At 62.2% G+C, this 13,587-nt stretch carries 13 protein-coding genes and 1 pseudogene; 6 read left to right on the top strand and 8 right to left on the bottom strand.

Features of this window, described 5'->3' with window-relative positions; all coding sequences use genetic code 11:
- On the bottom strand, positions 1-444 hold the full coding sequence (locus tag B2V90_RS13040) for a cupin domain-containing protein (RefSeq protein ID WP_009822546.1): 444 nt from the start codon (positions 442-444) through the stop codon (positions 1-3).
- A 57-nt stretch (positions 445-501) separates the two neighbouring features.
- On the opposite strand from B2V90_RS13040, the gene dapE reads away from it, so the two are divergent.
- Positions 502-1,647 (top strand): succinyl-diaminopimelate desuccinylase, encoded by a 1,146-nt coding sequence (dapE, locus tag B2V90_RS13035; RefSeq protein WP_228220657.1) that lies wholly within the window; start codon positions 502-504, stop codon positions 1,645-1,647.
- Positions 1,648-1,650: 3 nt separating this feature from the next.
- On the opposite strand, the gene B2V90_RS13030 is transcribed toward dapE, so the two are convergent.
- The 4 genes from B2V90_RS13030 to B2V90_RS13015 form a co-directional block, all read right to left on the bottom strand.
- Positions 1,651-3,336, bottom strand: a complete 1,686-nt coding sequence (locus B2V90_RS13030; RefSeq protein WP_228220658.1) for a putative bifunctional diguanylate cyclase/phosphodiesterase — start codon at positions 3,334-3,336, stop codon at positions 1,651-1,653.
- 100 nt (positions 3,337-3,436) lie between these two features.
- Positions 3,437-3,976 (bottom strand): Smr/MutS family protein, encoded by a 540-nt coding sequence (locus tag B2V90_RS13025; RefSeq protein ID WP_228220659.1) that lies wholly within the window; start codon positions 3,974-3,976, stop codon positions 3,437-3,439.
- Between the two features lie 11 nt (positions 3,977-3,987).
- Positions 3,988-5,244 carry a murein transglycosylase A gene (locus tag B2V90_RS13020; protein WP_414711606.1) on the bottom strand — a complete coding sequence of 419 codons (1,257 nt, stop codon included), beginning with the start codon at positions 5,242-5,244 and terminating at the stop codon, positions 3,988-3,990.
- Positions 5,245-5,266: 22 nt separating this feature from the next.
- Complete coding sequence (locus tag B2V90_RS13015; RefSeq protein ID WP_009822541.1) at positions 5,267-5,920, bottom strand: Tim44/TimA family putative adaptor protein; 654 nt, start codon at positions 5,918-5,920, stop codon at positions 5,267-5,269.
- A gap of 181 nt (positions 5,921-6,101) precedes the next feature.
- Between B2V90_RS13015 and secB the strand changes: the two genes are divergently transcribed.
- The 3 genes from secB to trpS all read left to right on the top strand — a co-directional run bounded on the left by secB (position 6,102) and on the right by trpS (position 9,326).
- Positions 6,102-6,608, top strand: coding sequence for a protein-export chaperone SecB (gene secB, locus B2V90_RS13010; RefSeq protein ID WP_228220661.1), 507 nt, complete (start codon positions 6,102-6,104; stop codon positions 6,606-6,608).
- 119 nt (positions 6,609-6,727) lie between these two features.
- Positions 6,728-8,302, top strand: coding sequence for a murein biosynthesis integral membrane protein MurJ (gene murJ, locus B2V90_RS13005; protein ID WP_228220662.1), 1,575 nt, complete (start codon positions 6,728-6,730; stop codon positions 8,300-8,302).
- A 19-nt stretch (positions 8,303-8,321) separates the two neighbouring features.
- On the top strand, positions 8,322-9,326 hold the full coding sequence (gene trpS, locus B2V90_RS13000) for a tryptophan--tRNA ligase (protein WP_228220663.1): 1,005 nt from the start codon (positions 8,322-8,324) through the stop codon (positions 9,324-9,326).
- A 321-nt stretch (positions 9,327-9,647) separates the two neighbouring features.
- Here the strand turns inward: trpS and B2V90_RS23175 are convergent.
- Positions 9,648-9,803 (bottom strand): annotated as a pseudogene (locus B2V90_RS23175) (TonB family protein); the annotation flags it as partial.
- A 332-nt stretch (positions 9,804-10,135) separates the two neighbouring features.
- Here B2V90_RS23175 and B2V90_RS12990 point away from each other — a divergent pair.
- Positions 10,136-10,777 carry a DUF4136 domain-containing protein gene (locus tag B2V90_RS12990; RefSeq protein ID WP_228220665.1) on the top strand — a complete coding sequence of 214 codons (642 nt, stop codon included), beginning with the start codon at positions 10,136-10,138 and terminating at the stop codon, positions 10,775-10,777.
- A gap of 142 nt (positions 10,778-10,919) precedes the next feature.
- Here B2V90_RS12990 and B2V90_RS12985 read toward each other — a convergent pair whose 3' ends face one another.
- Together B2V90_RS12985 and B2V90_RS12980 are read right to left on the bottom strand one after the other, a co-directional pair.
- Positions 10,920-11,048 (bottom strand): entericidin A/B family lipoprotein, encoded by a 129-nt coding sequence (locus B2V90_RS12985; RefSeq protein WP_228220666.1) that lies wholly within the window; start codon positions 11,046-11,048, stop codon positions 10,920-10,922.
- A gap of 337 nt (positions 11,049-11,385) precedes the next feature.
- Positions 11,386-12,354, bottom strand: coding sequence for a cell wall hydrolase (locus tag B2V90_RS12980; protein ID WP_228220667.1), 969 nt, complete (start codon positions 12,352-12,354; stop codon positions 11,386-11,388).
- A 195-nt stretch (positions 12,355-12,549) separates the two neighbouring features.
- Between B2V90_RS12980 and B2V90_RS12975 the strand changes: the two genes are divergently transcribed.
- Complete coding sequence (locus tag B2V90_RS12975) at positions 12,550-13,545, top strand: cysteine synthase A (RefSeq protein WP_037543461.1); 996 nt, start codon at positions 12,550-12,552, stop codon at positions 13,543-13,545.
- Positions 13,546-13,587 lie beyond the last annotated feature (42 nt).

The raw sequence follows: 13,587 nt of genomic DNA, 5'->3' as shown, positions 1-13,587 counted from the left end.
TCAATATCGTCTCCCATCCTTGTGACGGTATGCCCCGTTCGACCACAGCAGGTCTATGTCGGGATAATGGCAGTCGCCCGACGGAGGTCGTCCAAACGCCATGAAAGCGCAGTCGGCATCGCTTTCATTTACCAGCTGATGGCCATTGGGCTCTCCTTTGACGAATGCAGCCAGGTCGCCAGCGTGCAACAGCGTTCGCCCGTCGTCTTCCACGAGCACGGCCTCCCCGGCCAGCATCACGATAAATTCATCCTCGTCCTCATGCCAATGCCGCTGGGACGACGCGGCCCCGGGCTTCAGCACGACGTGACTGACGCCAAAATCGGCAAGGCCCACCGCCGGCGCGATCCGCCGCACCCATCGTTGCTGGACAAGGGCGGCATGATCAGCCGGATAGCCTGTGCCATTGCTCTGGACGATATCCTCCAGATCGATGCGGGGCATGGCGTCCTCCTTTCCGTGCGGCTGGCCAAGGGCCGGGGCATTCGCTAACGCGTCGCCATGAGCATGACCAGCACCAATGATGATGTCGTGGCCCTGGCCCAGCGCTTGCTGGCCTGTCCATCGGTGTCTCCCGCAACCGGCGCGGTGTTTGCCGAGCTGGAAGCGATGCTGGCCCCGCTCGGTTTTACCGTCGATCGATTTATCGTGGGGGAGGCGCCCGACGGACCTGTGGAAAATCTGCTGGCGTGGCGCACGACCGGGGCTGGGCCGCATTTTGCCTTCGCTGGTCATCTCGATGTCGTTCCTCCGGGCGCGGGATGGAGCAGCGATCCCTTCGCTCCGGACATTCGCGGCGACCTGCTTTATGGGCGCGGAGCGGTCGACATGAAGGGCGCGATTGCAGCGTTTGTTGCCGCGCTCGCCGATCTGCCAGACGATTTGCCCGGAACGATCAGTCTGATCATCACGGGCGATGAGGAAGGCCCTGCCATTTTTGGGACGCTGGCCCTGATGGAGCGGATGGCGACCCGCGGCCTGCGGCCGGACCTGTGTCTGGTTGGAGAGCCCACCTCGTCCCAACGCCTGGGTGACGTGATGAAGATTGGCCGGCGGGGTTCGGTCAATATGTGGATTAGCGTTGCCGGGTCGCAAGGGCATGTCGCCTATCCGCATCTGGCTGATAACCCCATCCCGCGATTGGTCCGCATCCTGACGGCGGTGGAGGCGGAGATATTGGACGAGGGCACGGAATGGTTTCAGCCCAGCAATATCGAAATCACCGACATCGAAGTCGGAAACGCCGCTCATAATGTCATTCCCGGAAAAGCCACCGCGCGTATCTCGATCCGATTCAATGATCAGCATAGCGGCGCATCGCTGATTGATCGGATCACGAGGCTGGCGGCGCAGGAGGGCGGAACGGTGGATGCGCGGATCAGCGGCGAATCCTTTCTGACCGCGCCGGGCGTGCTGTCGGACATCGTCGGCGCGGCGATCAGGGATGTGACTGGCGTCGACGCTGAACTGTCGACCACGGGCGGCACGTCCGACGCCCGTTTCCTGTCGCGCCTATGCCCGGTCGTAGAATTCGGCCTTAACAATGCGACCATGCACAAGCTGGACGAAGCCGTCGCGCTGCAGGATTTGCGTGATCTTCAAAGCATCTATGCGCACATCGTGGAACGGGCGCTGCGGCTTTCCTGATCTTCAGCCGATATGGCGTTCCTGCACGATCAAGGGGACGGCAAAGCGGGTCAGATAGCTTTGCTCATCCATTGGCCGGGCAAGATGATAGCCCTGAAACAGAGTGCATCCGATAACGCGCAGCACATCCATTTGGGCTTCATTTTCCACGCCTTCGATCACCACCTCCATGCCCAGTCCCTGGATCAGGCCGACCACCGCGGAGCAGATGGTGCGGGCTTCTGCGGAACTGGCGATGTCGCGCACCAGACTACGGTCGATCTTGACACGGTCGACAGGCAGTTCGCGCAGGCGGGCAAGGTTGGAATAGCCGGTCCCGAAATCGTCTATGGCGATGTGCAGGCCTTCGGTCCGCATGGCGGCCAATTGGTCGAGGATGCGGGGCTCCATATTCATCGCGACAGATTCGGTAATTTCCAGTGCCAGCATTGACGCCGGCGTCCGGTGTGTCGCCATCGCGTGACGCAATCGCATGAAGAAATCCGCCTGAGCCAGTTCGCGGGTGCTGATGTTGATGGCGATTCGCTGTCGTTGCCCGGCTTCTGCCCAGCGCGCGGCCGTCTCGCAAACGCGGCTCATCACCCAGTCGCCCAGCGCGACGATGGTGCCGCTTTCCTCGGCGACCGGGACGAACGTGCCGGGCATGACCAGATCGCGCTCCGGGTGCGCCCATCGTACCAATGCCTCAGCCGCGACCGCCTGACCGCTGATGACGTCTATCTGAGGTTGAAACTCCAGCAAAAACTCGTCGCGTTGCAGCGCAAGCAACAGGTCTCGCTCCAGCTCGGCGCGATCGGCCGCCTCCAGCGCCAGCTCAGAGCTGTAGATTTCCGCTCGTCCCCGCCCCTGATGCTTGGCGTGATACATGGCGACGTCGGCCGCGCGCAGCAGGGCCGACAAGGTGTCGCCGTGGTCGGGATAGCAGGCGATGCCGATTGATGCGCCAAGTTCGACATGCTGGCTGCCAAGATCGAATCGTTCGCTGAGCGCAAACTGCACGGCGCGCGCGATGCGGGCTGCGGCGCTGGGGCCTGGCAGGAAGGGGAAGAACATGGTGAATTCGTCGCCGGCTAGACGACCGATCACGGCGTCGCCTGTGCCGGCGCTGACCTGTGCCATAACAACTTCGCGTAACCGCCCTGCGACGCGGGCTAGCAGCTGATCGCCCGCCGCATGGCCCAGACTGTCGTTCACACCCTTGAACCCGTCAAGATCGATGAAGAACAGGGCGGCCATGGCGTCCGTATTTCGACCGGTCAGGTGCCGCTCGACCTGCCGACAAAAGCTGGTTCGGTTGGCGAGGCCAGTAACCTGGTCGAACAGCGCCAGACTCTGCACATGATCCAGATTGGTGCGCACCTGGCTGAACAGGCTTTGCATCGCGACGGACAGGTCCGGCAGTTCGGCGCTGATATTGGGTGACACGGGAGATTGCAGATCGCCATGAGCCGCTGATAACAGCCGCTCGGTCGCGGTATCCACGGCGGCTGCGGTCGCTGCCATGGATCGGCTGGTCGAGGCCCAGCTCAATGTCCCGCACAGAATAGCGATGATCAATGCGCGGCCGACCTGATTCAGGTCGTCCTGCTGGTCCGGCGAGTAACCCAGCACCAGCGACAGCGTGAACACCAAAGCCCCTGCGGCGCAGGCGAAGGCAGTGGCGCGGCTTTTCAACGTCACCCCCCGCATATATCTCCCGCCCGCTTTACGCTCCGGTCAAGGAGCACCAATCCGTTGCATATGACGGACGGTGGTTAAGAAACGGTCAGCATTCGCAAGCGCAGTTCGATTATTTTTTGCGACGCAAAATCACATAGAGCGCGCCGTCGCCGCCATGGCGCGGATGGGCGATCCGCACGCTGGCTATCTGATGCGCGTGCGGCCCGGTTTCCAGCCAATGGCCGATTTCGCCGCGGATTGCCCCGCGGCGCGACACGCCGGCTTTTTCCGTCATCTTTGGGGGCTTTCCCGTCACGACCAACAATATGCGCGCATTGTTCGTCACGGCGGAGGCCATGGCCTGATTCAACCGCGCATGCGCCGACGCTAGGCTGTGCCCGTGCAAATCGATGCTCATGTCCGGGCTGATGTTGCCTCCGCGAATGCGCTTTTCCCAGGTTCCGTCCAATTTTGCAGCGGGTGAAGGTCGCGATGAAGCTGGTGGCACAGGGGATGGAAGCGGCCCTGAACGGCTTGGAGGACGGTGCTCGACCGTTGTTGGCGCGGCGGGACGCGCGGGCGGGGCTGGTTGCGGTCGCAAAGGCCGGACCGACCGTATCAGTGCCGCCCAGAGCGCTTCATCCTCTGCATTCAGCCGCCGCCGGATCATGGCGGGGCCAATCAGCGCCCAATGAGGCGGGCCGTCGACCCGATCGGCAGCAGGATAAGGGCGCTCCCGCGCGCGGACATGCCTCCGGCGATTGCGCGCGCTTGTGCGCCTGCACCCCAGAAACTGTCAAAGCGGTTCGCGCCCTTGATGGCTCCACCTGTATCCTGCGCGATCCAGATGCCGTTGGGCTCGGCGCGATCAAGCGACAGTAGAACCGGAGCGCCCATAGGAATATATTTAGGATCGGCGGCCACGGAGGCTTCAGGCGTCACCGGCACACCCATCGCCCCCAGCGGTCCCGGCCCCGTGATCTCGCGGAAGAACACGAAACTCTGATTTTCATTCATGATGGCCGCGCCCTCGGCCGGGTTGGCGCGCAAATAACGCATGATGTCCTGCATCGACCCGGCCTGAATCAGTCCGCGATCCTTCATCAGCTTGCCGATGCCGGTATAGTCGCGCCCATTCTGCCCATCATAGCCGATACGCATCACGCCGCCATCGGGCAGCAGCAGGCGGCCGCTTCCCTGAATCTGAAGAAAGAAAAATTCCACCGGGTCCGCAGCCCACGCCAGTTCTAGTCCCCGGCCCGCTAACGATCCCGCCACGATCTGGCTGCGGGCATCATAAGGGACGAATTTGGTGCCTTGCACCTTGCCGCGAATCGAACGGCCTTTCAGGCTGTCGCTGAACTGGCCCAAATCGACGTCGATCAGGTCAGACGGGCGGCGGTAAATCGGCACGTCATAGCCAGGCTGACGGCTTCGGGATCCTGCGATTTCGGGTTCATAATAGCCAGTGACGAAGGCCGCGCCGTCACCGATCTGGACCGCTTCGAAATAGCGGGAAAAAAACTCGCTCGCTGAAGATTCCGGCCAACTGGAGGCGGCCGCGCAGGCGTTGTTCCAATCCGATCCGCGCGTCAGGCCGCTTTGGTCCGCGCGCCGCATCAAGCCGGGGCAGGACAAGCGAAAGGCAAGTAGCGCCCGACGCGACCGTTCGCCTGAGGGCAGCAGGTCGGCGATTGCTGGCCCGCGGGTGATGCCCAGACCCGCCGCCGTGGTCGTGTCGATGCCGGGCGGCGCAGGCGTGTCTACCGAAAGAGTGGGACGCGGAGTGGCTGGCGTGGGACGGGCGGCGGTATCACCAGCCGCTGTGGGGCTGGGGCGATCTGACGCCGGGCCACCTGGTGATGGCGGAATGACACTGCCGGCGCAGGCCGACAGCAACAACGCCACCGCCAGAGCGCCCCCCTTGCGATGCCCCATCATGCTGCGAACAGATCCGCGATCACGCTTCGTCGGTTTCGCTGAGCTTCCAGTTGGGATCGGCGCTGCGAATATCACGCGTGAAGGTCCAGATATCCTTCGTGTCGATTGCGTCGGTCATCGATCCGGCGATGACATTGCCGTCGCGATCGCGCGTAACGGCAGCGATGTCTGCTTCGAAGCGCATGGCGATTTCCGCGGTGCCATCGCGGACGGTCGCTTCAATGATTTGCGCCTTTTCAATGCGCACCAGACGGTTGTCCAGCACATGGCCGTCCGCTTCGCGTGCGGCGATGGCGTCTTCGAAAGATGCCAAGACATCGGCATCGCAAAGCCACGCCAATTCTTCCCGGTCGCCACGCCAGAACGCCTCCAGCACCATCTTATAGGCGCTCCGGGCACCTTCGACGAACTGGGGAACATCGAAATTGCGATCGGTCGCAATCAGCGTCCGAACGCCGGTTTCCGCGCCGGGGGCAATCAGCCCTTCGGCCAGGCGAACGGTATCGCCTCCGCCATGGTTGGTAGGACCGGGCTGCAACACCGTGACCTTCGCGCGATCCTCGGCAGGACGCAGCGCCGGCTCCTGCTCGTGGCCCGTGCGCTTGCCGAGCACGGAGTAGAGCCGAAGCGCCAGAAAGCCGGCGATCATGGCGAGGATGACGATCACATACACGGAAGCAAATACCCTTTGTTCGGGACGATGTTCCCGACAACATAGGCATGTTTCCCCCCAACTTCAAATAGACTGTGCCCGACCCGCCATTGCCCTTGTTCCGCGGCCCTGCTAAGCGCGCGGGCACTGATATTCCGGGGGCCAGCGGCCGCCGGCCAACTGGGAAAGTCAAGGTAGGGATATGGCCGACGAAGCCGACTTCAACAGCACCATCAACGTCCAGCCCAATGGCGCGGACACCGGGCCGCAGATCGCGCTCATCAGCCAATATGTGAAGGATCTGTCCTTCGAAAACCCCAATGCGCCGGCGGTCTATCAATGGCCCGACCAGCCGCAGATCGACGTCCAGTTCAACATCGGCGCCGATAAGGTTGGCGAGGAAGTGCTGGAGGTGTCGCTCAAGATCGAGGTGAAGGCAATCGCCCCGCAGGGCACGGCTTTCGCCGTCGAACTGCTCTATGCCGCCATTTTCGGCATGCGCAATGTGCCCGAAGATCAGATCCAGCCCTTCATGCTGGCCGAAGCGCCGCGCCTCATCTTCCCCTTTGCGCGCCGCGTGCTGGCCGACGCCATCCGCGACGGTGGCTTCCCGCCCTTGCTGCTGGACCCGATCGATTTCGGCTCGCTCTACATGCAGCAGGCGCAGCAGATGCAGACGACCGCGGGCGAACCGGCCGGTCACGCCTGACCATCGGGCGATGAGCCTCACTCCCGTTCGGGCTGAGCCGCTTGCAGTCCTGCCCCTGTTTGTCGCAGACGGGGATGGGCGGGCGAAGGGGGCTGTCCGGCGGGACGGGGCGGCATGATATGAAACTTGTCCGCGCTCTGGGATCGGTCGGCGGGCTGACGCTCGCCAGCCGGGTGCTGGCGCTGGTGCGCGATTCGCTGGCGGCGCGCTATGTCGGTGCGGGTTTCGCGTCCGACGCCTTCAACGGCGTCGCCTTCCGCCTGCCCAATATGTTTCGCGCGCTGTTTGCCGAAGGGGCATTTTCCGCGGCCTTCATCCCGCTGTTCAACAAGAAGGCGGCTGGGGAGGGCGGGCTCCCCGCCGGCTATGATTTTGCCGAGCGCGCGCTGGCCGTGCTGCTGCCGGTGCTCATCCTCTTCACCCTGATCCTGCTGGCGGCGGCCTGGCCGATCACATGGGCGCTGTCAGGCGGTTTTGCGCGGCAGAACCCGACGGCGGATCAGTTCGCCTATGCCGTGGCGCTGTCGCGGATCACCATTCCCTATCTTGCGCTGATATCGCTCGCTTCCCTGCTGGGCGGCATCCTCAATTCGCTCGACAAATTCTGGGTCAACGCGGCCGCGCCGATCCTCCTCAATGTCGCGATGATCGTCGGCTTATGGTTCTTCCACGGTGCCGATGAATATGAAACCGCCCGCGTCCAGGCCATCTCCGTGACGATCGGCGGTGCGTTGCAATTGCTGTGGCTAGTCCTTGCCTGCCGCCGGGCTGGCGTCACGATCCGGCTCAAGCGGCCGCGCTTCGACAGCGACGTGCGCGAATTGTTGCGCCGGGTCATCCCTGCGGCTGCGGGCGCGGGCGCATCGCAGATCAATCTGCTCATTTCCACCGCCTTGTCGGGTTGGCTGCTCGCCTCCGGATCGATCACCTATATCTATTATGCTGATCGGCTGAACCAACTGCCTTTGGGCCTGATCGGCATCGGCCTTGGCACTATCCTGCTGCCCACCATTTCACGCATGCTCTCGAACGGGCAGGACGCGCAGGCGATGGAGACACAGAATCGCGGCATCGAGCTGGCTCTGTTCCTGACCCTCCCCGCCACTGTCGCCTTCCTGGTCGTGGCGGAACCGATCGTGCGCGGCCTGTTTCAATATGGCCGCTTCACCGCCGAAGATGCGATGCGGTGCGGATGGGCGCTGTCGGCCTTCTCGATCGGCCTGCCGAGCTATGTGCTGGTGAAGGTGCTGACGCCCGGCTATTATGCGCGCGGCGACACAAAGACGCCGGTGCGTTATGCCATGCTGTCGATCCTTATCAACATCGCGGGCAATCTGGCGATGATCCCGACGCTGGGCCATATCGGTCCGCCGCTCGCCACCGCGCTGTCCTCGACCGTCAATGTCGCCATGCTTTACACCACGCTGGTCAAGCGCGGGCATTTCGCCGCGGACGCAGGCTTGCGCCGCCGTATCCCGCGCCTTGCCCTGGCCGCGCTGATTATGGGCGCGGCGCTGTGGGCGGGGGAGGACCTGCTCGACCCATGGCTGACCGGCACGATGTTCCAACGGTACCTCGCACTGGCGCTGCTGGTTGGCGCGGGCGTGGCGCTTTACGGGCTGGCGTCCTTCGTTACAGGGGCCTATCGGCTGTCCGATATCAAGGCGCTGATGCGCCGTAAAAACGCAAACTGAAGACAAGAACGGATCAACAATGCGCGTCCTTTCCGGCATCCAGCCCACCGGCAATCTGCATCTTGGCAATTATCTGGGCGCGATCCGCAACTGGGTGCGGATGCAGGATGAGATGGACAGTGACAGCCAGTGCTTCTTTTTTCTGGCCGACATGCATTCGATCACTGTGCATGAAGGACGCGAGGCGCGCATCCGTAATGTTCGCGACATGGCCGCCGCCCTGGTCGCGGCGGGCATCGATCCGGATCGGTCCGTCCTGTTCAACCAGGCGCGCGTGCCGGCGCATGCGGAGCTGTGCTGGTTGCTGAACGGCACTGCCCGGATCGGCTGGCTGAACCGCATGACGCAGTTCAAGGACAAGGTCGGCAAGGATCGCGAGGGTGCCTCGATCGGCCTGTTCGTCTATCCCGTGCTCCAGGCGGCCGATATCCTGCTTTACAATGCGACCCATGTCCCGGTGGGCGAGGACCAGAAACAGCATCTGGAACTGGCGCGCGACATCGCGACCAAGTTCAACACCGATTTCGGCGTCGACCTTTTCACCATGCCTGCGCCGATCATCCCCAAGGAATCGGCGCGGATCATGTCGTTGCGCGATGGCAGCGCGAAAATGTCCAAGTCCGACCCGTCCGACATGAGCCGGATCAACCTGACCGACGACGACGATGCCATCATGCAGAAGGTGAAGAAGGCAAAGACTGATCCCGAACCGCTGCCCGAAACGGCCGAAGGTCTCGCGGGCCGCCCGGAAGCAAACAATCTGGTCGGCATATTCGCGACGCTGACCGGCAGGACGCCCGATGCTATCTGCGCCGACTTTGCCGGCAAGGGTTTTGGCGCCTTCAAGCCCGCTTTGGGCGAAGTGCTGGTTGAAACGCTACGCCCGATCCGCGAGCGCTTTCTGGAGTTGCGCACGGACGATGCCGCGCTCGACGCGATATTGGACAAGGGCGCGGCGCGGGCAGCTGCGGCGGCCGAACCAACCTTGCGCGCGGCTTATGATGCTATGGGTTTGATGCGCTGAGAAGATTAGGAAGAGGCGGCCTTCAATCGCCTTCTTCGACCCTCTCCAATTTCGTTGTGATGCGCATTTTCTGCCGGATAGGATTGCCTGATGCGTCCTTCTGAATCGGAAAACCTTACCCATTATTGGCAGGCAACTTGACTGGTCGGGCGCTATATTTCCGTCGATCATCGTGCGGCAGTCGGACGGGCTTCCGTCCGGATTGATTGTGAACGTCGTCTCCGTGATGCTGGGAGATGAGAATAGAGCTGAGGCGTCGGGCAAACGCCAGTTAATCCGTGCTGTGAAGGTACCGCTGACGGCGCTTCCGCTGGCATCCTTGGCCGGACTGAAGCGAGCACGCTCCATCGCCTTCGCACAGGCCGTTTCGTCCAATATGGCCGCGCCGCTGCTGGATGTTGTCGTGCAATTCGTGGGTATGCCGTCGCGATCGATGTCCAATCGAAAACTTGTAGCCCCCTCGATTTCCTGACGCATCGCCTCCATCGGATAATCGTCGCTGGTCACCCAGGTTCCGGAGTTGCCCACGGGCGTTGCCGGCTGTGCTGGCTCGGAGGCGCTGGCTGCCACCGGAATGGCAAGCGAAGCGAACATGCAGAAGAAACGGATCATCGGTCATCCTTGCCGTAAGCTCCAGATATTTGCCAGTGCGATGACGGGTTTACGCCTCCCTTGCCGTCCAAAGCGATGAGAACATGGTTTGCGCCCATTCGGTCTCTTCAAGCGTTCAAACGATGTTCAGTTGCCTTTTGCTAATGCAGGGCGCAAGAATGAACCTAGGCTTCGTGCCTGTCACAGGACGCAGAAAAATGACCCGTATCAAGAAGTTCGGTCTGTTCGCGGCGCCCGCGCTGGCGCTGGTGGCGCTGTCGGGCTGCGCCACATCGTTCAAGGCCGATGTCGCCCGTTTCCAGCAATTGCCCGCGCCTGCTGGGCAGAGTTTCACGATTGTCGCTGATGATCCCGGACTCGCCGGTGGCCTGGAATTTGCACATTATGCCGACCTGGTCGGGCAGCGAATGGCGCAAACCGGCTATGTGCGCGCTAATGATCCCGCGAGCGCCGATCTCATCGTCCGCGTCGCTTATGATGTCGACAATGGTCGGGAAAAGGTGCGATCGACGGGCTTTGGCGATCCCTTTTACGGTGGATGGGGCTGGCGTGGCCGCTGGGGCCGTCCTTGGGGCTATGGCTTCTATGACCCATGGCTGTTCGGACCGCGCGGCTATACCGACGTGTCGAGTTACACAGTCTATACCAGCGATCTGAAGCTCAAGATTGATCGCGCGGCCGATAATCGCCGCCTGTTCGAAGGAACAGCTAGTGCACAGTCGCTTTCGAATAAGCTGACCTATCTTGTGCCCAATCTGATCGATGCGATGTTCACCAATTTTCCCGGGCAGAATGGTGAGAATGTGAAGATCACTTTGCCGCCCGAGGGACGGGGCTGACCCATCGCTCACAACTAAAAAAACCCGGCATTCCCAAGGGAGCGCCGGGTTTTTTGTGTTTGCGCATGCCCCGAAAAAAAGGGGGCCCGCCGTCTGCCCGGCGAGCCCATGCTAGGGAGGGGGCAATCAGGTTGCGAAGACTTTAATCAGCGGCATCTTCCACGGCCTTACCGGCGCTCTGCACGTCGCGGCCTGCGCCTTCGACGGTGTTGCACGCAGCGACTATCAGCGAACCGGTGAGCAGCAAGGCGGTAATGATTTTCTTCGCCATCGAAAAATCTCCTCAAAAAACGGTTGCCGCCTGATCGTTCAGGGCGGCGACGATGGGAAAAACCCGCAGTCCGAAAATCCGTTCCGGGGGCCAAACAATAAAGATTTCAGGCGGAACGACGGCTCAGAAAAGTAGAGCCCGGAACGCGTCGGGGGGAGAAACGTTCCGGGCTCATATTTTGTGGATAGCAAGAGCGGGGGGCAAAAGATTTGCTATCCGGAATACAGAACCATCAAAAATGCCATTCGGTTCCCGCGCATTATCGCGGCAGGCAAATTTTATTTCCGCGACAATTCAAGCGGCTGAATGGTGGCTTGAGCCTTAACCTTAAAAAAGATCAGATAAGCGGGCGGCCGCTGTTGCGATATTCAGGCCTGACGGTCGATTGCGGCAACCCATCGTTGGCTGACGTGGCGCTCTGCGCCGCGTGCGGCGGCCAGGACGGCGTGTCGGTAGGCGCGACGGCGCCTGTTGCCAGGGGCACAGATATCCCCTGCATCTCGGCATCCGTGACCGGCTTTGCAGGCCAACTCGTGCGCGCCGGGCCAGATATCAGTTCGCGACCGGTATAAGGGACATTGAAGGCTGCGACCGTGCCGTTGAATCCGGGATTGCGATAGAAAATATGCGCGCCCACGACCGCGACCGCCTGCAAGGATGCCGACCAATCCGGTCGCACCGCCAGCGTATGATAATGGGTGGCAAGGCCCACAGGCGCGTAAACCGCGCCGGCGAGCGCCTCCTGCGCGATGCGGCGCGCGCGGGCCCAGGCAATCGCGACCGGCGCCCGCATCATGGACCCATCGCAACTGAAGGTGAACTGGCACTTGGCGTCGACGCGCTCGGACCCTTGATAGACGACGCCGCACACGCTGTCGGGCCACAAACGGCTGCGCACGCGGTTCAATACCACCTGCGCTACGGCACGCTGGCCTTCCTCGGGTTCGTTGCCCGCCTCATAATAAATCGCGTTGGTGAGGCAATTGGCTGCCCGATATCCGTCCACAGCCGTAAGACCGCGAAAGACGGCGGCCGGGGCCGCCTTGACCGCATCGAGGCCCAGCACGTGCTTGCTTTGCACGATCTCGACCCCGGGTACCGGATCGAACGCGCCCTCGGCGTAGAAAAAGGCGGAGCCGGGGAAATTGTCGCTAGGCTGTTCGGCCGGATCGACGGGCGCAGCGCTGCCCTCCAATAGGTCGAGCGGAGCGGCCGTGATCAGGTGCGGAGCAACCAGCGCGCATAGCGCCGCCAGTAGGGCCATGCCGCCCTTCGCTTTTCTGCCCACTGCCCGCATGTTGTTCATTCCTCAACGCGCGTCTGATGCCGCGACGACGCGCCCATACGCGAAATCGCCGCGCTTGGCTTCCACCATTTTGGCGCGTGCCGGAATGAGACGGGGCGCGATGGAGACGTTAACAGCGCGGCAAAACCCGACCTTTGTCGCGCGCATCATTCGCTTGCTTGGCAAAGTCGCGCAGGCTCCGCTATGCGTGGCGCCATGCTGCTTTCCCCCAACAGTCTCGCGCTGATCGGCAACACGCCGCTCGTGCGCCTTGCCGGCCCTTCTGAAGAAACGGGCTGCGATATTTTCGCCAAATGCGAATTTGCCAATCCGGGCGCCTCGGTCAAGGACCGGGCGGCGCTGTTCATCGTCAATGATGCCGAGGAAAAAGGGCTGCTGAAACCCGGCGGCACGATCGTCGAGGGGACGGCGGGCAACACCGGCATCGGCCTTGCGCTCGTGGCGAATGCGAAAGGCTACAAAACGATCATCGTCATGCCTGAAACGCAGAGCCGGGAGAAGATGGACACGCTGCGCGCATTGGGCGCGGACCTGGTGACGGTGCCGGCCGCGCCCTATTCGAACCCTGGCCATTTCGTCCACACCTCGCGCCGGATCGCGGAAGAGACCAACAATGCGATATGGGCAAACCAGTTCGATAATATCGCCAATCGCAAGGCGCATATCGTTGGAACGGCCGAAGAAATCTGGGCGCAGATGGACGGCCGGGTCGACGGCTTCACTTGCGCGGCGGGGACCGGCGGCACGATTGCTGGCGTTGGCCTCGGGTTGAAGGCGCGGGATGAGACTATCACCATCGCGCTCAGCGACCCCCATGGTGCGGCACTATATAATTATTATGCCCATGGTGAGCTAAAGGCGGAAGGGTCGTCGGTCGCCGAAGGCATCGGACAAGGGCGCATCACCGCCAATCTGGATGGTGCGCCGATCGACACGCAATTTCGCATCTCGGATGAGGACGGGCTCTATTGGGTCCGACGCTTGCTCAGCGAGGAAGGCCTGTGTCTGGGCTTGTCATCCGGCATTAACGTGGCCGGCGCTGTGGCCCTGGCAAGGGAATTGGGGCCGGGAAAGCGCGTCGTCACCATATTGTGCGACACCGGCTTCCGCTATCTGTCGACGCTTTATAACCGCCAGTGGCTGGAATCGAAGGGCTTGACGGTCTTCCCCTGGCTCGCGCACACTGCATGATCGCCGACACGGGTCGCGGCGATGACGGGAACAAGAGCGCGA

This window comes from Sphingobium sp. UBA5915, assembly GCF_002431195.1.
GTDB classification, from domain to species: Bacteria; Pseudomonadota; Alphaproteobacteria; order Sphingomonadales; family Sphingomonadaceae; genus Sphingobium; species Sphingobium soli.
The sequence above is the reverse complement of the archived record's forward strand: the minus strand, read 5'-3'. Positions and strand labels throughout refer to the sequence as shown.

What these genes read in the sequence shown, in the direction of transcription:
- B2V90_RS12975 (WP_037543461.1), top strand. Translation starts at nt 12,550, where the DNA reads ATGCTGCTTTCCCCCAACAGTCTCGCGCTGATCGGCAACACGCCGCTC.
- dapE (WP_228220657.1), top strand. Translation starts at nt 502, where the DNA reads ATGAGCATGACCAGCACCAATGATGATGTCGTGGCCCTGGCCCAGCGC.
- murJ (WP_228220662.1), top strand. Translation starts at nt 6,728, where the DNA reads ATGAAACTTGTCCGCGCTCTGGGATCGGTCGGCGGGCTGACGCTCGCC.
- B2V90_RS13040 (WP_009822546.1), bottom strand. Translation starts at nt 444, where the DNA reads ATGCCCCGCATCGATCTGGAGGATATCGTCCAGAGCAATGGCACAGGC.
- B2V90_RS13025 (WP_228220659.1), bottom strand. Translation starts at nt 3,976, where the DNA reads ATGATCCGGCGGCGGCTGAATGCAGAGGATGAAGCGCTCTGGGCGGCA.
- B2V90_RS13020 (WP_414711606.1), bottom strand. Translation starts at nt 5,244, where the DNA reads ATGGGGCATCGCAAGGGGGGCGCTCTGGCGGTGGCGTTGTTGCTGTCG.
- B2V90_RS13030 (WP_228220658.1), bottom strand. Translation starts at nt 3,336, where the DNA reads ATGCGGGGGGTGACGTTGAAAAGCCGCGCCACTGCCTTCGCCTGCGCC.
- B2V90_RS12980 (WP_228220667.1), bottom strand. Translation starts at nt 12,354, where the DNA reads ATGAACAACATGCGGGCAGTGGGCAGAAAAGCGAAGGGCGGCATGGCC.
- B2V90_RS12985 (WP_228220666.1), bottom strand. Translation starts at nt 11,048, where the DNA reads ATGGCGAAGAAAATCATTACCGCCTTGCTGCTCACCGGTTCGCTGATA.
- trpS (WP_228220663.1), top strand. Translation starts at nt 8,322, where the DNA reads ATGCGCGTCCTTTCCGGCATCCAGCCCACCGGCAATCTGCATCTTGGC.
- secB (WP_228220661.1), top strand. Translation starts at nt 6,102, where the DNA reads ATGGCCGACGAAGCCGACTTCAACAGCACCATCAACGTCCAGCCCAAT.
- B2V90_RS12990 (WP_228220665.1), top strand. Translation starts at nt 10,136, where the DNA reads ATGACCCGTATCAAGAAGTTCGGTCTGTTCGCGGCGCCCGCGCTGGCG.